The 18,149-nt window shown below is 63.4% G+C and carries 15 protein-coding genes; 8 read left to right on the top strand and 7 right to left on the bottom strand.

Translation table 11 applies throughout. From position 1 onward, the window contains the following. Positions 1–40: 40 nt before the first annotated feature. Positions 41–1,360: a sigma-54 interaction domain-containing protein gene (locus KI610_RS06275; RefSeq protein WP_226497804.1), complete on the bottom strand. Its 1,320-nt coding sequence runs from the start codon at positions 1,358–1,360 to the stop codon at positions 41–43. Between the two features lie 327 nt (positions 1,361–1,687). Here KI610_RS06275 and ccoG point away from each other — a divergent pair, with 327 nt between their 5' ends. Next, positions 1,688–3,103, top strand: a complete 1,416-nt coding sequence (gene ccoG / locus KI610_RS06270; RefSeq protein WP_226497803.1) for a cytochrome c oxidase accessory protein CcoG — start codon at positions 1,688–1,690, stop codon at positions 3,101–3,103. Between the two features lie 58 nt (positions 3,104–3,161). On the opposite strand, the gene KI610_RS06265 is transcribed toward ccoG, so the two are convergent. Continuing rightward, complete coding sequence (locus KI610_RS06265; RefSeq protein ID WP_226497802.1) at positions 3,162–4,010, bottom strand: alpha/beta hydrolase; 849 nt, start codon at positions 4,008–4,010, stop codon at positions 3,162–3,164. Positions 4,011–4,017: 7 nt separating this feature from the next. Next, positions 4,018–4,308: a hypothetical protein gene (locus KI610_RS06260; protein ID WP_226497801.1), complete on the bottom strand. Its 291-nt coding sequence runs from the start codon at positions 4,306–4,308 to the stop codon at positions 4,018–4,020. Positions 4,309–4,325: 17 nt separating this feature from the next. Between KI610_RS06260 and KI610_RS06255 the strand changes: the two genes are divergently transcribed. The 5 genes from KI610_RS06255 (at position 4,326) to KI610_RS06235 (ending at position 11,169) form a co-directional block, all read left to right on the top strand. Then, positions 4,326–5,369 carry an inorganic phosphate transporter gene (locus KI610_RS06255; protein WP_226497800.1) on the top strand — a complete coding sequence of 348 codons (1,044 nt, stop codon included), beginning with the start codon at positions 4,326–4,328 and terminating at the stop codon, positions 5,367–5,369. Then, entirely contained in the window at positions 5,366–6,010 is a 645-nt protein-coding gene (locus KI610_RS06250; RefSeq protein WP_226497799.1) for a DUF47 domain-containing protein, read from the top strand. Before KI610_RS06255 ends, KI610_RS06250 begins: the two co-directional genes overlap by 4 nt. Before the next feature lie 4 nt (positions 6,011–6,014). Further along, entirely contained in the window at positions 6,015–6,572 is a 558-nt protein-coding gene (locus KI610_RS06245) for a 1-acyl-sn-glycerol-3-phosphate acyltransferase (RefSeq protein WP_226497798.1), read from the top strand. Between the two features lie 305 nt (positions 6,573–6,877). Next, positions 6,878–10,282: a class I SAM-dependent DNA methyltransferase gene (locus KI610_RS06240; RefSeq protein ID WP_226497797.1), complete on the top strand. Its 3,405-nt coding sequence runs from the start codon at positions 6,878–6,880 to the stop codon at positions 10,280–10,282. Continuing rightward, a complete protein-coding gene (locus tag KI610_RS06235) occupies positions 10,282–11,169 on the top strand; it encodes a nuclease-related domain-containing protein (protein ID WP_226497796.1) in 888 nt (295 codons plus the stop codon). Before KI610_RS06240 ends, KI610_RS06235 begins: the two co-directional genes overlap by 1 nt. A 51-nt stretch (positions 11,170–11,220) precedes the next feature. Here KI610_RS06235 and KI610_RS06230 read toward each other — a convergent pair whose 3' ends face one another. Further along, the gene (locus KI610_RS06230; protein WP_226497795.1) at positions 11,221–11,436 is read right to left on the bottom strand and encodes an RNA-binding S4 domain-containing protein; all 216 of its coding nucleotides are present in this window, start codon (positions 11,434–11,436) and stop codon (positions 11,221–11,223) included. Between the two features lie 233 nt (positions 11,437–11,669). On the opposite strand from KI610_RS06230, the gene KI610_RS06225 reads away from it, so the two are divergent. Both KI610_RS06225 and KI610_RS06220 read left to right on the top strand, forming a co-directional pair. Then, positions 11,670–14,231 (top strand): sensor domain-containing protein, encoded by a 2,562-nt coding sequence (locus KI610_RS06225; protein ID WP_226497794.1) that lies wholly within the window; start codon positions 11,670–11,672, stop codon positions 14,229–14,231. Then, positions 14,224–15,858, top strand: coding sequence for a methyl-accepting chemotaxis protein (locus KI610_RS06220; RefSeq protein WP_226497793.1), 1,635 nt, complete (start codon positions 14,224–14,226; stop codon positions 15,856–15,858). Before KI610_RS06225 ends, KI610_RS06220 begins: the two co-directional genes overlap by 8 nt. Here the strand turns inward: KI610_RS06220 and KI610_RS06215 are convergent. Genes KI610_RS06215 through KI610_RS06205 form a run of 3 tightly spaced genes read right to left on the bottom strand, consistent with a single transcriptional unit; the run spans position 15,855 to position 18,147 of the window. Next, on the bottom strand, positions 15,855–16,496 hold the full coding sequence (locus KI610_RS06215; RefSeq protein WP_226497792.1) for a LutC/YkgG family protein: 642 nt from the start codon (positions 16,494–16,496) through the stop codon (positions 15,855–15,857). The genes KI610_RS06220 and KI610_RS06215 overlap by 4 nt on opposite strands. After that, positions 16,493–17,449 carry a D-2-hydroxyacid dehydrogenase gene (locus KI610_RS06210; RefSeq protein WP_226497791.1) on the bottom strand — a complete coding sequence of 319 codons (957 nt, stop codon included), beginning with the start codon at positions 17,447–17,449 and terminating at the stop codon, positions 16,493–16,495. The genes KI610_RS06215 and KI610_RS06210 overlap by 4 nt, the downstream gene beginning before the upstream one ends. Further along, positions 17,449–18,147, bottom strand: a complete 699-nt coding sequence (locus tag KI610_RS06205; RefSeq protein ID WP_226497790.1) for an aldehyde dehydrogenase family protein — start codon at positions 18,145–18,147, stop codon at positions 17,449–17,451. The genes KI610_RS06210 and KI610_RS06205 overlap by 1 nt, the downstream gene beginning before the upstream one ends. Positions 18,148–18,149: the final 2 nt, after the last annotated feature.

The following is an 18,149-nucleotide window of genomic DNA, read 5'->3' as shown; positions in this document are numbered from 1 at the left end:
GAAATCCCCGGCGGCCAACCGATGACAGACGGGCGTCGCTTCAGGCGCCTTTCAAGCCCTGCAATTTGCGATACAGGGTGCGCTGACTTACCCCAAGGCGAGCGGCCAGTTCAGCGGCATCCAGTTCGTCGCGGCCTTTCGCCCAGCTCAGATAACGCTGCTCCAGCACATCCAGTTCGATGAGCCGTTCGACCCGGAAGGCATTGTCATTTGCCAGCAAGGGCGGCGGCAGGTCGTCGGCCATTTCGTTGAGGTGCTGACGGTCGATCAGATCGCCATCAGCCAGCAGGGTAGCGCGTTCGATCAGATTGCGCAGCTCGCGGATATTACCGCCATAGCGCCGGCCGCTCAGCCAGGTCAGCGCCTCCGGCGTGAACTTCCGCCCCGCTTCGCGATCGACCCGCTCGAGCAGGGACACGGCGAGCAACGGAATATCCTCCGGGCGCTCGTGCAGGGCCGGCGTGCGTATCGGGAAAGTGTTGATGCGGAAATACAGGTCGCGCCGAAAGGTTTCGGCCACAACCATGGCGCTCAAATCGCGATGCGTCGCGGCGACCAGCCGAAAGTCCGCCGGCAGCCAGTCCAGCCCGCCAACCCGGCGATAGGTGCCGGTTTCAAGCAGGCGCAGCAGCTTGACCTGCAGCACCAGCGGCAACTCGCCAATTTCGTCGAGAAACAGGGTGCCGCCCGAAGCCGCCTCGACGAGACCCTGCTTGCGGTGCGTGGCGCCGGTAAAAGCCCCCTTTTCGTAGCCGAAGAGTTCGCTTTCGAACAGCGTTTCGGTCATCCCGGCGCAATCGACGGCAACAAAGGGCCCATCCTCCCGGGCACTCGCTTCGTGGATGGCGCGGGCGACCAGCTCCTTGCCGGTCCCCGTTTCGCCCAACAGCAGCACGGAAGCATTTGAATTGGCGACGCGCAATACTTTTTCCAGCATGCCGACAAAAGCCGGCGAGCGGCCGACCAACCCCTGTGCCGCCGGACGGCTGCTGGCCTGGCGCACGACGCGCATGGTTTCGACGAAATAGACGACCTGTCCGTTTTCGTCGCGAATCGGCGTTGTTTCGACGGCGACATGCTCTTCGCCACGCGGCGTATGGTGCAGGTGGAGCACTCGCTGCGGCGCCCCTGACTTCTGGCTCTGCTTGAGCGGACACGACTCGCCGGCCTGATCGCAGGGCACGTCGAAATGGTGCGAGACCTCGTAGCAGGTCCGCCCGGTGATCAGCCGGCCACCGCCAAAATCGCGAACATAAGCGGCGTTGGCCGCAATAATCCGATAATCCGCATTCATTACGATGCGCGGCTCAGGCAAGCCGTCGAGGAAGGAAACCAGTTCACCCAAAGAATGTTCGCCCATGCCACCTCCGTCAATTGCGTCACTCATGCCTGTCAATATTGACACAATTTGCCAACAAGCACCCTAATGAGATATATAAGCAAATGATTTTTAAGCAACTTGAGCTTGAAAGCCGCCAGGCACGCATCTTGATAGTAAGTATTTCTGGAAACCGGCAACACCTTGGCCTCCGCACTATTGCGACACAATCCAATGGACGGCGGCCTTGGCAGCGACGGGCCTGACTGCGACTATCCCCCTCGCCCCGCAGGCTTGCTTTGCGCAGTCGCTTGTCGCTGTCGGTAGCGCCGGTTTCCAACCAACCCTTTCATCTTCACGAAAACGTCAATGAATCAGCCCCAAGAAAACACGGAAGAACTTAAAGCGGCCAAGGTTTCGTTTTACGAAAAGCACAAGATCATCTACGCCAAAGGCGTTCGTGGCTATTTCGACAACTGGCGAATCGCCCTGGTGATATTCACCCAGGTCTTGTTTTACGGCGGCCTGTGGCTGACCTGGAACGACCGGCAAGCGATTCTTCTGCATCTCGTCGAACGCAAGTTCTACATTTTCGGGGTTGTCTTCTGGCCGCAGGACGTCATCTACCTTGCGGCATTGCTGATCGTCTCGGCCTACGCACTGTTCCTCGTCACCGCCGTTGCCGGGCGGCTGTTCTGCGGCTATGCCTGCCCGCAAACGGTCTACACGCAGATCTTCATGTGGATCGAGAACTGGGTTGAAGGTGACCGCAACGCGCGGATCAAGCTCGACAAGGCCCCGATGGATGCGCGCAAGTTCCGCATCAAGGCAACCAAACACCTGCTTTGGGGCATCATTGGCTTGTGGACCGGGTTTACGCTGGTCGGCTACTTCACGCCCGTCGAGGAACTGATCAACAACGTCCTGACCGGCCAGCTCGGCCCCTGGGAAACCTTCTGGATCTTCTTCTACGGCGGTTTCACGATCCTCATGGCCGGCTTCATGCGCGAGCAGGTGTGCAAGCACATGTGCCCGTACGCCCGCTTCCAGAGCGTGATGTTCGACCCGGACACGATGATCATCACCTATGACGAGGAACGTGGCGAGCCGCGCGGCGCGCGCAAGAAAAACGTCGCCCCGGACGCCCCCAAGCTGGGCGATTGCGTCGATTGCAACCAGTGCGTCATCGTCTGCCCGACCGGCATCGACATCCGCAAGGGCCTGCAGTACGAGTGCATCGGCTGTGCCGCCTGTGTCGACGTCTGCGATCAGGTCATGGAGAAGGTTGGTTTGCCAAAGGGTTTGGTCCGCTACTCGACCGAAAACGCCATGGCCAAGCATCAGGGCAAGCAGGAAATCCTCGCCCACATCATCCGCCCGCGCATCCTGCTCTACACCTTCATCCTGATCGTCATCACCGGGCTTTCCATCTGGTTCCTGATGTCCCGGATACCGCTCAAGGTGGACATCATTCGCGACCGCTCGACACTCGCCCGTGAGGCCGACGACGGCCGGATCGAGAACGTCTACATGCTGCAGATCATGAATACCGAGGAACAGTCACATCGTTACAAGGTCACGGTCGACGGCTTGCCTGGTGCCGAAATCACCGGCGAGGTTGAAGTCGACGTCCCGCCGGCCACGCTGCAATCGTTCAACACGGTTGTTGCCGTGCCGCCCGATGCCGGCAAGACGGGCTCGAACCCGATTCACTTCGAGATCGTCGCCATCGACAACCCGGACATCAAGGTTCGCGAAAAAGCGGCTTTCCTGCTGCCCAGGTAATCTTCTGGCAGATTGGGATAAAGCGGGAGCGCGCCTCCCGCTTTTTTTCGTCTACACATTACCGAAAAGCCCGATCCAGGAAGTCGCTCAGCAAGCCGACCTGTTGCACCAGATCGCCGTAATCATCGTGACTGCCGGGCACCAGCAACAACTCGACCGCCTCGCTGGTCCGTGCCGCGTAAATCTGCCGGGCCTCGGCCACCGGGACCGTATCGTCCTCCAGACCATGGACGATCAGTGTCGGGCAACCAATCTTGGCAATCGTGTTGCACGGCGCGATGTCATCGAAACGGTGCCCGATGACCCGCTGCACATAAGCCAGGATATAGGCACCGAGCGGCCAGAACGGAATGTGCATGCTTGCCAGCCAGCGCCGCATCATGGCCGCCGGATGGGCAAAGGCCGCCAGACTGACGACGGCGCGGATGGCCGGCTGGCGCGAAGCAGCAAGCAAGGCCGCACCCGCCCCCACCGAATGGCCAATCACCCCGAGGGCCTGCGGATCGACCTCAGGCCGCCCAGCCAACCAGGCCAATGCCGCCTCGATATCCTCGGCAAAGCGGGGTAGCGAGGCAAAACTGTCCTCATCGCTCCGGCCATGACAACGAGCATCGACCAGCAATAACGAATACCCCGCCGCATGCAAGGGTGCCGCCAGCGGCAACATCATTTCGGCATTGCCGCCCCAGCCATGCATGACGACCAGCGCCGGCCGCCCAGCCCCGGCTGGAATAAACCAGCCGTAGAGACTTTTGTCGTTGGCCGTCGGCACCTTCACCTCAAGCCATGGCAAGCCTTCCGGGCGCTCCATTTCGACGATACGCGGCGCCGCCAGGCCACGCCGGATAATAAAATTCAGCGCACCGACACTACCGGCCAGCAACGGAATTCCCCATAGCCAGGTCATTCCGGGCTCAGGGGCGAGGCTGAAAAAAGGCGCCGCCGGGCCGCACCACGTACCGTCCGCGCCTGCATCTTCCACAAAAGACGCCGGTGCCCATCGCGGCGGCAAACCAACCGGGCGCGAAGCTGCGGGAAATCTCGGCGAAACGGGGATAACGCATGGCACCTCTTTCCGGCATTTCAAATTTGGCGATTTTTTCCGGTTGACCGTGGCAATCGGCCCCGAGCCGCCCGAAACGCCGCTCTTCGGCGATATACTGGCTGAAAACAAGATAAACCAAAAATGGAGACTTGGCCTGCACTCCACAGGCCGATGCGCATGGACACCCTCTTCCTGCTCGCCGTCGCCACCGTCGTCATCGTCCTGGTGTTCGACTACACCAACGGCTTCCACGACGCCGCCAACATCGTCGCCACGGTGATCGCCTCGCGCGCCATGACGCCGGCGCAAGCCGTGCTCATCGTCGGCATCTTCGAGTTCCTCGGCCCGCTGCTCGGCGGCACCGCGGTCGCCAACACCATCGGCAAGTTCATCGCGCTCGATGGTGTCGCGCCCGTGCTCTCGCTCTCCATCCTGCTCTGCGGCCTGATCGGCGCCATCGTCTGGAACCTCGGCACCTGGTATTTCGGCATTCCCTCGTCGTCCTCGCACGCCCTGGTCGGCGGACTGGCCGGCGCCGTCGTCGTCGCCGTCGGCCCGGCCCACGTCGTCTGGGGCTTTGGCGAACTGGCCGAAGGGCATCTGACCGGCATCGTCAAGGTGCTCGCCGCCCTGGTTCTTTCACCGCTGATCGGCTTCTGGTTCGGCTTTCTGACCCACCGCCTGCTCAGCGCCCTGCTCGTCGCCGCCAACCCGGCCGCCAACTCGCGGCTGCGCGGCCTGCAATACGTCACCGCCGCCGGCCTGGCCTTCTCGCACGGCGCCAACGACGCCCAGAAAAGCATGGGCATCCTGACCCTCGTCCTGCTCCTCGGCGGCTTCATCCCGACTTTCGAAGTCCCCTTCTGGGTCATGCTCGCCTGCGCCTCGGCCATCACCCTCGGCATCATGTCCGGTGGCTGGCGCATCGTGCGCACGCTCGGCTTCGCCATCTACCGCGTCCGCCCCATTCACGCCCTCGGCTCGCAACTGACCTCGGCCGGCGTCATCATGGCCGCCTCGCTCGTCGGCGCGCCGGTATCGACCACCCACGTCGTCGCCACCTCGATCATGGGCATCGGCGCCTCGGAGCGCCCGCGCGCCGTGCGCTGGGCCAAGGCCAAGGACATCGCGATGACCTGGCTGATCACCATTCCCGGCGCCGCCATCGTCGCCATCCAGGCCTATGCGCTGATTCATCTATTCCTCGGAGGCACACCATGAGCGAAGTAACCAGCCCCTCGGTCTTCCGCCGCCTGTTCGACCGCGTTTTCCCAAAAATGCCCGACTTCTTCACCCTGCTCACCGAGCAATGCCAGCATGTCGGCATCACCGCCGGCCGGCTCGTCGAGTTCATGGAAACCGGCGATGCCACGGTTGGCCAGCTCATCCGCCAGGACGAACACGAAGCCGACCGCGTCAAGATCCGCAATCTGCACACCCTCAACGAAGCCTTCTCGACCCCCATCGACCGCGAAGACCTCTACCGCGCCATCATCGACCTCGACGAAATCGTCAATTACTGCAAGACCACCGTCAGCGAAATGGAAGTCCTCGGCCTCGCCCCCGACAAGCACTGCCTCGAAATGGCCATGCACATCAAGCTCGGCACCGATGCGCTATCCCAGGGCTACTCGCGTCTCGCCAAAGAACCCGCCGCCGCCGCCGCCGACGCCGACGCCGCCCGCAAGGCCGAACGCCGCGTTGAAAAAAACTACCGCCGCGCCATCGCCGAACTCTTCGTCGGCGACGACTACATCCACATGTTCAAGCGCCGCGAAATCTACCGCCACCTCTCCAACGCCGCCGACCGCATGGCCAACTGCGCCAACACCCTGCACGACATCATCGTCAAGATGTGCTGAATCCATGCTGAAAGCTGTCGCCCGCAGCCTGCTCAAGCTCTTCGGCTGGACCGTCATCGAACCGCCAGAGCGCCCGGCCCGTGCCGTCCTCGTCGGCTACCCGCACACCTCGAACCAGGATGGCCTCATCGCCCTGTTCACCAAACTGGCCCTCGGCCTCGACGCCCGCTGGGTGGGCAAGGACACCCTGTTTCGCGGACCGCTCGACGGAATCATGCGCCGGCTCGGCGGCATCCCGATCGATCGCCGCGCACCACGCGGCTTCGTCGCCGACATGGTCGCCCAATTCGCCGCCAACCCGAACTTTCTCCTGGTCATCGCCCCCGAAGGCACACGCAGCCTGACCCCGGGCTGGAAAAGCGGCTTCTACCGCATCGCCCTCGGCGCCAAAGTCCCCGTCGCCCTAGCCTTCGTCGACTACTCGCGCCGCCAGGCCGGCATCCTCGCCTACCTCACCCTGACCGGCGACCCCGCCGCCGACATCGCCGCCATCGCCGCCCACTACGAGGGCCGGCAAGGCAAACACCCGGAACTCGCCTCGCCGATTCGCTGGCTGGAGTAGCGCCTGTTCGCGATCATCCCAAAGCCGGGAAATCGACTACGCTTGTGATTGAAAACCCCCAAACCCCTCCCCAGCCCTCCCCTTGACAGGGGAGGGGGCTGGTCGCGCGCGCTCTGGGTTGCTCCTCCCCTGACAAGGGGAGGCCGGGAGGGGTTTGATTTGCGCCTGAAAGAGCACGCCTTCTGGCCGCGTTGTCTCTTGGCCGACCGCCACCCAAAAAATCCAATTTCATTTTTGCCCGTTTTTCCCGGTTGACCGTAGCAATCGACCCCAGCCGCCATTTGCCCGGCTAAAATCCCGCCATCATGCAAATCGACACCTTCCTCTCCCGCTGGCGGGCGGCCGGCGGCTCCGAGCGCGCCAATTACCAGCTCTTCATCGCCGACCTCTGCGCCTTGCTGGAAGTCGCCCCGCCCCAGCCCGCCAACGAAGACACCCGCGACAATCCCTACGTCTTCGAGCGCCGCGTCATTTTTCATCACGGCGACGGCAGCACCAGCAACGGCTTCATCGACTGCTACAAACGCGGCAGCTTCATCGGCGAAGCCAAGAAAATCCGCGCCGGTGCCGAAACCCGCCAGTTCGACGACGCCCTGCTGCGCGCCCGCGGCCAGGCCGAAAATTACGCCCGCCACCTGCCCGCCGACGAAGGCCGGCCGCCCTTTCTCGTCGTCCTCGATGTCGGCAACGTCATCGAGCTCTACGCCGAATTCACCTGCACCGGCGGCAGCTACACTCCCTTCCCCGACCCGCGCAGCCACCGCATCCGGCTCGACGACCTCACCCGCGAAGACATCCGCGCCCGCCTTCAAGCCGTCTGGCAAGACCCGCACAGCCTCGACCCGGCCCGCCGCACCGCCCGCGCCACGCGCGAAATCGCCGTCCGCCTCGCCCGCGTCGCCCAGTCGCTCGAAGGCAAATACCAGCCCGAGCGCGTCGCCGCCTTCCTCTCGCGCTGCCTGTTTTCGATGTTCGCCGAAGACGTCGGCTTGCTCCCCAAAGTCGACAACGAAGGCGCCTTCACCGGCCTGCTCAAGACCCTCAAGAACGCCCCCGAACAATTCGTCCCGCTCGTCGCCGAACTCTGGCAGGCCATGGACGAAGGCAAGTTCTCCGTCGCCATCCGCGCCCAGCTGCCGCGCTTCAACGGCAAGCTCTTCAAGCAGCCCGAAGTCCTGCCGCTCGACCGCGACCAGATCGACCTCCTGCTCGAAGCCAGCCGCGCCGACTGGGCCGAAGTCGAACCCGCCATCTTCGGCACCCTGCTCGAAAGCGCCCTCAACCCGCTCGAACGCCACGACCTCGGCGCCCACTACACCCCGCGCGCCTACGTCGACCGCCTCGTCCTGCCCACCGTCATCGAGCCGCTGCGCGCCAACTGGCACGACACCCAGGCCGCCGCCCTGCTGCTGGCCAACGAAGGCAAGCTCAAAGACGCCGCCGACCTCGTCCGCGCCTGGCACCACAAACTGTGCACCACCCGCGTCCTCGACCCCGCCTGCGGCTCCGGCAACTTCCTCTACGTCACGCTCGAACACATGAAGCGGCTCGAAGGCGAAGTCCTCGACACCCTCGCCCAGCTTGGCGACACGCAACAACGCCTCGAAGTCGAAGGCCTCACCGTCGACCCCCACCAGTTCCTCGGCCTCGAAATCAACCCGCGCGCCGCCGCCATCGCCGAAATGGTCCTCTGGATCGGCTACCTGCAATGGCACTTCCGCACCCAGGGCAGCGGCCTGCCGCCCAGCCCCATCCTGCGCGACTTCAAGAACATCGAATGCCGCGACGCCGTGCTCAGCGCCGACGCCATCGCCTTCGCCACCGACGACAGCGGCAAGCCGCTCACCCGCTGGGACGGCCGCACCACCAAACCCCACCCCGTCACCGGCGAACTTGTGCCCGACGAAGCCGCCCAAATTCCGCGCGAACGCTACACCAACCCGCGCCCCGCCACCTGGCCGCAGGCCGACTACATCGTCGGCAATCCGCCCTTCATCGGCGCCGCCGCCATGCGCCAGGCCCTCGGCGACGGCTACACCGAAGCCCTGCGCGCCGCCTGGCCGGCCGTCCCCGAATCCGCCGATTTCGTCATGTTCTGGTGGCACCACGCCGCCGGCCTGACGCGCCGCGGCGAAGTCCTGCGCTTCGGCTTCATCACCACCAACAGCATCAAGCAAACTTTCAACCGCCGCGTCCTCGAACACCACCTCAACGCCCAGCCGCCGCTGGCGCTGGCCTGGGCCATCCCCGACCACCCGTGGGCTGACGCGGCAAACAGTGCTGCCGTGCGCATCGCGATGACCGTCGGCCAGCCCGGCGACGCCCCGGGAACGCTGCAAACCGTCGTTGCCGAAGGCGGCGCCGACGGCGATGCCGTGCACATCGAACTCGTCGAGAAAACCGGCCGCATCCACGCCGACCTGAGCATCGGCGCCGATGTCGTCGGCGCCAAGGCGCTGCGGGCGAACGGAGGCATCAGCTCGCCCGGCCTCAAGCTGCACGGTGCCGGCTTCATCGTCAATCCCGACGAAGCCACCCGCTTGCAGCCTTGCGACCGCATTCGCCCTTACCGCAACGGCAAAGATTTGACCGACAAGCCACGCGGCTTCTTGGTTATTGACCTTTTTGGCCTAACCGCTGACGAAGTTCGCAGCCGCTACCCAGCCGCCTACCAATGGGTTTTGGAGCGCATCAAACCCGAGCGTGATGCAAAAGCGCACAGCAGCGATGGAGCTGCTTACGCCCGTCTTTGGTGGCTACATGGCAAACCGCGTACCGAATTGCGAAAAGCTCTCGCGGGTTTACCTCGTTTTATCGCTACAGTAGAAACTGCCAAATATCGAACATTCCAATTTCTTGACGGAACCATCGCCCCCGACAACAAGCTTATTTGCATAGCCCTAGCTGACGCTTTCCATCTCGGAGTGCTTTCATCGCAAACTCACCATACTTGGGCACTGGCCTCCGGCTCTCAGCTTGGTCCAACGCCGGTCTATGTCAAAACCCTCTCATTTGAGGCTTTCCCCTTCCCCGCCGCCAGCCCCGAGCAGCAAGCCCGCATCGCCGCCCTCGCCGAGCAACTCGACACCCACCGCAAGCGCCAGCAAGCCGCCCACCCCGACCTGACGCTGACGGGCATGTACAACGTGCTGGCCAAACTGCGCAGCGGCGAACCGCTCACCGCCAAGGACAAGACCATCCACGAAACCGGCCTCGTCGCCGTCCTCCGCCAACTCCACGACGAACTCGACACCGCCGTCCTCGCCGCCTACGGCTGGCCAGACCTCGCGCCAACCGCCACCGACGCCCTGCTCGACCGCCTCGTCGCCCTCAACGCCGAACGCAGCCGCGAAGAAGCCACCGGCCAAATCCGCTGGCTCCGCCCCGACTTCCAGAACCCGGCCAGCCCCAATCCCACGGTCAACCGGAAAAACGAGCCAAATTTGAAATCCCCGTCAGCCGCCCAAGCCGACACCACACCGGCCAAACCCGCCGAAAAACGCCCCTGGCCCCCCAGCCTGCCCGATCAGGTTGCCGCCATCGCCCAGGTTTTGGCTGAAAGCCCGCTGGCGCTCAGCGAGCCGGAAATCGCCAGCCGCTTCACCGGCAAAGGCCCGTGGAAGAAGCGCCTGCCGCAACTGCTCGAAACCCTGGTCGCACTGGGCCGCGCCAGGATGAGCGACGACGGCCGTTATGGAGCTAGCAAATAATGTTGAAAGCCTTGATACCGCTGCTCGGCATTTCCCCGGTCCTGATCATGGCCGGCTTGCTGGCTTGGCAAAAGCGGCGGCTTGACGCCGACGCCCGCCGCGAGGCAATCACGACGGAACTGCGCAATCCGCCGGCGGCAAGCCTGGAGGCCAGGCGCGAAGCCATCCACGACAAGCAACTCACGCGGATAGTCAGCGCCATGGTGAGTGGCATGATCGCGGGAATGCTGATCCTCTCCCGGCACGCCGAAGTCAATCTCACGGCCTGGGGGTTGATGGACACGCTGATCGTGCTGTTCATAATCGGTCTCGGACTGTATTGCGGGCGCCAGATCATTCAGGACATGCGCCCGACCCGTCAGCTCAAGCAGGCGGTCCGCGCCGAACAGGCGGTCGCCCAGGAGCTGGCCGCCTCGCTGGCCGGTGACAACCGCATCATCCACGACATCCAGTGCGGCGATTTCAACATCGACCATGTGGTCGTCACGCCGGCCGGCGTGTTTGCCGTGGAAACCAAGTCACGTTTGAAACCACCGGTTGGCAACGGTAGCCCTAAGGTGAAGTACAACGGTCAGGCGCTGGATTTCGGCAGCTGGAAGGAGACCAAGCCGGTCGAGCAGGCCGAGCGTCAGGCCCGTTGGCTGGCCAATTACCTGCGCAAGGAAACCGGCGAGTCCTTCGCGGTAACCGCGGTTTTAGCCCTGCCGGGTTGGTGGATCGACCGCACTGCGCGGATTACACCGACCATGGTGCAGGTGATCAACCCGAAGAATTCGGGCTGGCTGTTGCTCCCGGACAAGAAGGCGCCGGTTCTCGACAGCCCGGCGATTCAGCGGGCGGCGAACGCCGTTGAGAAGCTGGCGCAGGCCGGAACAACATCTGTTTGACCCGACATTTTCGGGTTATCTCGCCGATCCGCTGGCTCGGCTGGCTGCCGCCTATTCGGCGACGAGCACCACTTCTTCACCGGCAAAACTGACGACCTGACCGGGTTTCATTTTTGCCCGTTTTCTCGTGTCGACCGTGGCATCGACCTTGACGCGCCCTTCGGCGATGGCGGCATGCGCCGCGCCGCCGGATTCGCACAGGCCGGTGGCCTTGAGCAGTTGGTCGAGCTGGATGTAGTCGCCGCGAATGGCAAAGGTGATGCTCATGGGTATTCCTGTCGGTAACGGGGACAAGTGAGCGGATCGCTTGGCTTGTCGAAGGCGCTCATTGTATATCCATCGCCATTTTGCTTCCCGTTGGGAAGGGACACGCCTCATCATGGTGCGCCGCACCATAAATAGCACCAACAAGACGCCCCAACGTCATAAACCACCCACTTTTGTGGCAGGTACGATATTTGCTGAAGTCGATATATATTCCATATTTGTCAGCCACTACCGTGCACTTTCGTCCCAAACGCCCCAATCATTCCGGCGTCACCCCCTCGCGACTGAATCACTCCCGAGTTCTCGACACCCTGGTCAAGAACCTCGAAGGCATGGCCTACCGCTGTCTTCACGATGCAGGCTGGACGATGGTTTTCGTCAGCGATGGCTGCCGCGAACTCTGTGGCTATGCCTCTTCGGAAATTCTCGGCAAGACCGGGGTTTCATGGGAGGAGATCACCCACCCGGAAGATCGCAGGCACGTCCGCGATTGCATCGATGAGGCCAGCCGCAGCGGCCGCCGCTTTGCCGTCCAGTACCGGATCGTCAGCAAGTCGGGGCAAATCAAGTGGGTGGTGGAGCGCGGCGTGGCGATTCGCGACGAGCAGGGCGAAGCTGTGCTGGAAGGTTTCATCGAGGACATCACGGCACGCCGACTGACGCTCGAAGCGCTTGAGGCGGCCGAGTTGCGCTATCGCAACATCTTCGAACACGCTTCGGAAGGGATCTTCCAGTCCACTCGCGACGGCCGCTACCTGGCGGCCAACCCAGCCCTGGCCAGGCTTTATGGCTACGACAGTCCGCAGGCGCTGATGGCCGATCTGGCCGACATCGAACGCCTTCTTTATGTCCGGCCTGATCGCCGGGAAGATTTTCTGACCTTGATCGAAAAGAATGGCGAGGTCATGAACTTCGAGTCCGAGGTTTACCGGCGCGATGGGTCGCGCATCTGGATTTCCGAGAATGCCCACGCTGTGCTCGGCACCAAGGGTGAATTCATCTGCTACGAAGGCACGGTGCAGGATATTTCGGAGCGCAAGCGGACCGAGGCACATCTCCAGCTCATGGCCATGGTTTTCTCGAACAGCAACGAAGCGATCATCGTGACCGATGCGAGCAACCGGATCATCGCCACCAACCCGGCTTTCACGACGCTCACCGGTTATCGGCCGGACGAGGTGATGGGCAGGAATCCGCGCATGCTTTCAGCCGGCAGCACGCCGATCGAGGTTTTTTCCGACATGTGGACCTGCCTGCATCGGGATGGTGCCTGGCAGGGCGAGCTATGGGACCGCCGAAAATCCGGCGAGGCCTACCCGAAATGGCTGTCGATCTCGCTGGTCCGCGACAAGGAAGGACGGATCCTCAACCACATCGGCAGCTTCATCGACATTTCGGAACTCAAGGCGACGCAGGAGCGCATCCAGCATCTCGCCCACCACGACACGCTGACCAACCTCGCCAACCGCTTCAGCCTGCACGAAAAGCTGGCCCAGGCCATCGCTTTCTGCAAACGCAATCACATGCAGTTGGCCTTGATGCTGATCGACCTCGACCGCTTCAAGACGATCAACGACACCCTCGGCCACCAGGCCGGCGACGAACTGCTGGTCCAGGTTGCGCAGCGCCTGTCCAATAGCGTCCGCGAAAGTGACATCGTTGCCCGTCTGGGCGGCGACGAGTTCGTTGTCGCCCTGCCTGGCATCGGCTCGCCGGCCGACGCAGCCCACCTGGCCGACAAAATCATCCGCGAGATTTCCGCCCCCTACCTGATCAACGCCCAGGAGCTACGAACCTCGCCGAGCATTGGCATCTGCGTCTATCCGGGAGACGGCACGGAAATCGGCGACCTGCTGAAAAATGCCGATGTCGCGATGTACCACGCCAAGGCCAAGGGGCGCGGCAATTACCAGTTTTTCACCGAGGACATGAACATTGCGACGACCGAGCGCATGAGCATCGAATCGGACTTGCGTCTAGCCATCACGCGCGGCGAGTTCCTGCTCTACTACCAGCCCCAGCTCGATCTGCGCAGCGGCACCATCGTCGGCGTCGAGGCGCTGATCCGCTGGCAGCACCCGACCCGTGGCCTGGTCTCACCGGCTGACTTCATCCCGATTGCCGAAGAAAGCGGGATGATCTCGGCCATCGGCGACTGGGTGCTCGAAGAAGCCTGCCGACAACTCAAGGCGTGGCAGACGAGGGGCATCACCCATCTGCGCATGTCGATCAACCTGAGTACCGGGCAGTTTCTCGACAAGACACTGCCCGCCCGCATCCATGAACTGCTGGCCAGCAACGACCTGAGCGCCGACCGGCTCGACCTCGAAGTCACCGAATCGATGTCGATGGCTTCGCCGGACGAATCGATCAGCGTCATGAAAACCCTGAGCAGCAGCGGTCTGACGCTGTCGATCGACGATTTCGGCACGGGCTATTCGTCGCTGGCCTATCTCAAGCTGTTGCCGATCCACACGCTGAAGATCGACCGCTCCTTCGTCAAGGACATCGAAACGGACCCCAACGACGCCGACATCTGCGACGTCACCGTGCTGCTCGCCCACAAGCTCGGCCTCGAAGTCGTCGCTGAAGGCGTTGAAACCGAGGCGCAACTTAAATTCCTGCTCAGCATCGGCTGCGAAAAAATCCAGGGCTACCTGATCAGCAAACCGCTGCCGCCTGATCAAGCCGAAATGTTCATCCGCAACAATCCGCCGATGCACAACCTGGGGACCGTAGACCTGTGGTCACCCCGCGAACATTCCAACTTGATCGATGAGAACTGCCATGCGTAACAACCTGCCTGTCACCAACGTTGAAACACGATTGCCGGAAGGCCAGTTCATCTATTCCCGCACCGATCTCAAAGGCGTCATCACCGAGGCCAACGAGGCTTTTGCGCAGATCAGCGCCTATCGGCGCGAAGAAATGCTGGGCGAGAACCACAACATGGTGCGTCACCCGGAGATGCCGGCCGAAGCCTTTGCCGACATGTGGAACGACCTCCGCTCAGGCCGCCCCTGGCGCGGCGTGGTCAAGAACCGGCGCAAGGATGGTGGCTACTACTGGGTGGTCGCCAATGCCTCGCCGATCCGGGAAGACGGGCAGATTGTCGGCTATCAGTCGGTCAGGACCACCCCCAGCCGCGAGGAAATCAAGGCGGCTGAATGCGCCTACCAGCGCATTCGTCAGGGCGACAGGTCAATCGCCGTCAAGCACGGCCGCGTTGTCGCGGCCCGAAAGTCCTTGCTCACCCGCTTTGCCGGCCTCGGTTTCCAGTTACCGCTGATGGGCATTCTCGGCTGCCTGCTCGGCCTGGTCGCATTGCTCGGCAGCCTCAATCCGGATCCGGCGCTAACCCCGCTGCTCCAGACCATAAGTGGCATCGGCATCATGCTCAGCCTCAACTTCCTGTTCGCCTTCTCCCCACGCCTCAAAACCGACCTCGGCGAAACCTTCACGGCGCTCGAGAAAATGCTGGCCAGCGGCGACTTGCGCCAGCGCATTGAGCATAGACGGCACGATCTGGTCGGTGACATGGTCGGCAACATCGACCGCGTCATTTCCTCCTTCCAATCCACGGTCCAGGGCATGGCCGACACGGCTTCGCAAGTGCATCGGGTTGCCTCGGAGGTCAAGGAAGGCGTTGGCAACGTCCGCGAATCGGCGCGCGTGCAGAGCGATGCCACTGCTACCGCGGCGGCCGGCATCGAACAGATTACCGTCTCGATTGGCGAAGTAGCGGCCCATGCCGGCTCGACGCGTGAAGCTGCGGCCCAGGCTTCGGCGCTGTCCGAAGAAGGCGCCCGACTCTCGGCCCAGGCGTGCAGCACCATCCTGTCGCTGGCCGATACGGTCAAGGGATCGGCCGTTCAAGTCGAGCGCCTCGGTCAGCAATCGGAAGAAATATCCCGCATCACCAGCGTCATCAAAGGCATTGCCGACCAGACGAACCTGCTGGCGCTGAACGCCGCCATCGAGGCCGCTCGCGCCGGGGATGCCGGCCGCGGCTTTTCCGTGGTCGCCGACGAGGTGCGCAAACTGGCTGAAAGCACCGCCAAGGCAACCGGCGAGATCGCCGCGATGACCCAGTCGGTGCAGGACGAAACCGGCAAGGCGGTGGACTCGATGCGCCACGGCGCACAGCAGGTCGAGCGCGGCGTCCAGCTCGTCCAGGAGGCGCAAAACGCCTTGCAGGAGATCAACACCCAGATGAGCCTGACGGTCGGCATGGTCAACGACATTTCCCACTCCTCCGTCGAGCAGGAGCAAGGCATGACGGTGATGGCACAAAGCGTCGAACGGGTGGCCGCAATGACCGAGCAAAACATGGCGGTGGTCAGCCAGACGACGAATACGACAGACTATCTGACCGAACTGGTCGAGCGGATGAACAAGTCGGTGAATCAGTACCGGATCTAGCCGATCAGGATCAGATGGACCCGGCATGGCCCGTGGGCGCCGAGGACGATGGTTTGTTCGATGTCGCCGGTACGCGAAGGACCGGAGATGAAATTGACGGCGCGCGGCAGGCTGCCGCGTTCGGCCCGGAGCAATGCGAAGGCGTCTTCCATGGTGGCGACGATGCGCGACACCTCGACCAGCGCGATGTGCGTTTCCGGCAGCAGGCTGACGGTAGCCGGGGTTTGCGGGCCGGAGAGCAGCATCAGCGTGCCGGTTTCGGCGATGGCGCAGAAGCAGCTGGAAATGCCGGTTTTGTCGGCGTCGACCGCAGGACGCGACTCGACGCACAGGCCGCTGCCTGACCAGTCGAGGCTGGCGACATCGGCCGTTACCACCGCCTCACCAGCCAGCCCGTTAGCCTTGAGGTAGGCGGCCACGGCGGCTGGCACCTCGGCCAGCGTGGCAACGGCGCCGAGGGTGCTCGACAGGTATTCGGCCTTGGCCCGAAAGCGGGCGACGAGATCGGCGTTCATGACGGGCTGCTGCCCGCGCTCCGGTGTTTTCAACGACGCAATGGCCGCCGCCCGCCGGCCAGCAAAATCGTCCTTGCCGACCCCGCGTCGAACGCGCCCGAGAATCTCGTCTTTGGCGCTCATGCCACGCGGTTCTGCGGCGCCCCGGCGACGAAGGCTTCGATGTTGTCGATGAGTTGATCAGCCAGCGTTTGCATGGCCGGCCGGCTCGACCAGGCGACATGCGGCGTGAGCAGGAAATTGGGCAGGGAGAGCAGAGCCGGATCGACCATCGGGTGATCGGCCGGCGGCGGCTCGGCGGTGATGGCGTCGAACCCGGCCCCGGCGATCCAGCCTTCCTTGAGGGCGCGGATCAAGGCCGGCTCATTGACGACGCCGCCGCGCGCCGTGTTAATGAGCAGGGCCGACGGTTTCATCGCACGCAACTCGGCCTCGCCGATCAGGTCTTTCGTTTCCGCCGTCAGCGGACAGTGCAGGCTGATCGCGTCAGCCGCGGCGAGGACTTCGGCGAACGCCGTGTAGCCCGGGCGAACGACCGTCGCCCCCTTGCGCTCGGCGCGCAGCACGCGCATACCGAAGGCCTCGGCCAGTCGCGCCACACCGTTGCCCAGCGTCCCGCTGCCGATCAGGCCGAGCGTCGCGCCGTGCAGGTCGCGGATCGGATGATCGAACAGGCAGAACTGCTCGGCTCGCTGCCAGCCGCCGGCCAGCAGGGTTTCGCGCCAGGCGACGAGGTTGCGCGAGAGAGCCAGGAGCAGGGCCATGACGTGCTCGGGCACGGTATTGACGGCGTAACCGCGGATGTTGGAAACGACGATGCCGCGCACCCGACAGGCATCGAGATCGACGTTGTTGGTGCCGGTCGCCGAGACGGCGATCATCTTGAGATCGGGCAGCGCGGCAATCGCCGCGGCATCGATGGCCACCTTGTTGGTGATGGCAATCGTCGCCCCGGCCAGGCGCTCGATGACCTGCGCCGGCGCCGTTTTGGCATGCTCGACCCAGTCGTGGGCGAAGGCCGGCCGCCGAACTTCGGCGATCAGCGATTCGCCTTCGAGCTGGACGATGCGCAACATCAGGCGGCTTTCATCTCGAACGGGATACCGGCCGTTTCGGCAATGGCGCCAACCTGAACGCCGAGCGCGGCCTGGCCGCTGTACACCAGCCGATCGACGCCGGCGGCGCACAGCCCTTCGATAGCCGCTGTGTCGCCCTGCATCAGATTGAGCACGCCGGCCGGCCACTCGGCGCGCCCGGACAGTTCGCACAGGGCATAGGCAGCCGACGGCGCCTTCGGGCTCGGCTTGACGACTACCGTCGCCCCGGCCATGAGGGCTGGCGCGATGGCTTCGGCCAAGCCAGCCAGCGGCCGCGAGGCATCGAGAACCAAGCCGAAAACCCCGGTTTCGCCAACCATCGCACCACTCAAAGCAGCGACAGCCTCGGCAACTTCGGCTGTGGCCCGCGCTTCATCGAAACCGCAATCCTGCATGAGCAGTTTGGCAAAGTGTCCGGCATAGCGATCAAGCGCATCGCCCAGGCCGGCCAGACAAAGACGCCGTGCCGGCATGCCCATCATCGCCCAGGCCGGCTGTGCTACCTGCGCCACAGCGACGGCCTCGGCCGCCTCGCTGGCCCCGCACAGCGGGACGCGACGAATCGCCTCGCCCGTCGCTGGATTGGTCACGTCAAAAAAAGCATCGGTCACGGTCAAAAAAGCGTGACCGTTGATCCACAGGGGGATGGCTTTCGGGCCTTCGGCGGCAAATTCCATGT

This window comes from Ferribacterium limneticum, from assembly GCF_020510565.1.
Classification (GTDB): domain Bacteria; phylum Pseudomonadota; class Gammaproteobacteria; order Burkholderiales; family Rhodocyclaceae; genus Azonexus; species Azonexus limneticus_B.
This window is presented reverse-complemented; position numbering and strand designations above follow the sequence as displayed.

Excerpts from the sequence above, each read along its gene's own strand:
- KI610_RS06230 (WP_226497795.1), bottom strand. The coding sequence starts at position 11,436 with ATGAGCATCACCTTTGCCATTCGCGGCGACTACATCCAGCTCGACCAA.
- KI610_RS06205 (WP_226497790.1), bottom strand. The coding sequence starts at position 18,147 with ATGGAATTTGCCGCCGAAGGCCCGAAAGCCATCCCCCTGTGGATCAAC.
- KI610_RS06250 (WP_226497799.1), top strand. The coding sequence starts at position 5,366 with ATGAGCGAAGTAACCAGCCCCTCGGTCTTCCGCCGCCTGTTCGACCGC.
- KI610_RS06255 (WP_226497800.1), top strand. The coding sequence starts at position 4,326 with ATGGACACCCTCTTCCTGCTCGCCGTCGCCACCGTCGTCATCGTCCTG.
- ccoG (WP_226497803.1), top strand. The coding sequence starts at position 1,688 with ATGAATCAGCCCCAAGAAAACACGGAAGAACTTAAAGCGGCCAAGGTT.
- KI610_RS06275 (WP_226497804.1), bottom strand. The coding sequence starts at position 1,360 with ATGGGCGAACATTCTTTGGGTGAACTGGTTTCCTTCCTCGACGGCTTG.
- KI610_RS06235 (WP_226497796.1), top strand. The coding sequence starts at position 10,282 with ATGTTGAAAGCCTTGATACCGCTGCTCGGCATTTCCCCGGTCCTGATC.
- KI610_RS06240 (WP_226497797.1), top strand. The coding sequence starts at position 6,878 with ATGCAAATCGACACCTTCCTCTCCCGCTGGCGGGCGGCCGGCGGCTCC.
- KI610_RS06265 (WP_226497802.1), bottom strand. The coding sequence starts at position 4,010 with ATGACCTGGCTATGGGGAATTCCGTTGCTGGCCGGTAGTGTCGGTGCG.
- KI610_RS06245 (WP_226497798.1), top strand. The coding sequence starts at position 6,015 with ATGCTGAAAGCTGTCGCCCGCAGCCTGCTCAAGCTCTTCGGCTGGACC.
- KI610_RS06220 (WP_226497793.1), top strand. The coding sequence starts at position 14,224 with ATGCGTAACAACCTGCCTGTCACCAACGTTGAAACACGATTGCCGGAA.
- KI610_RS06210 (WP_226497791.1), bottom strand. The coding sequence starts at position 17,449 with ATGTTGCGCATCGTCCAGCTCGAAGGCGAATCGCTGATCGCCGAAGTT.
- KI610_RS06215 (WP_226497792.1), bottom strand. The coding sequence starts at position 16,496 with ATGAGCGCCAAAGACGAGATTCTCGGGCGCGTTCGACGCGGGGTCGGC.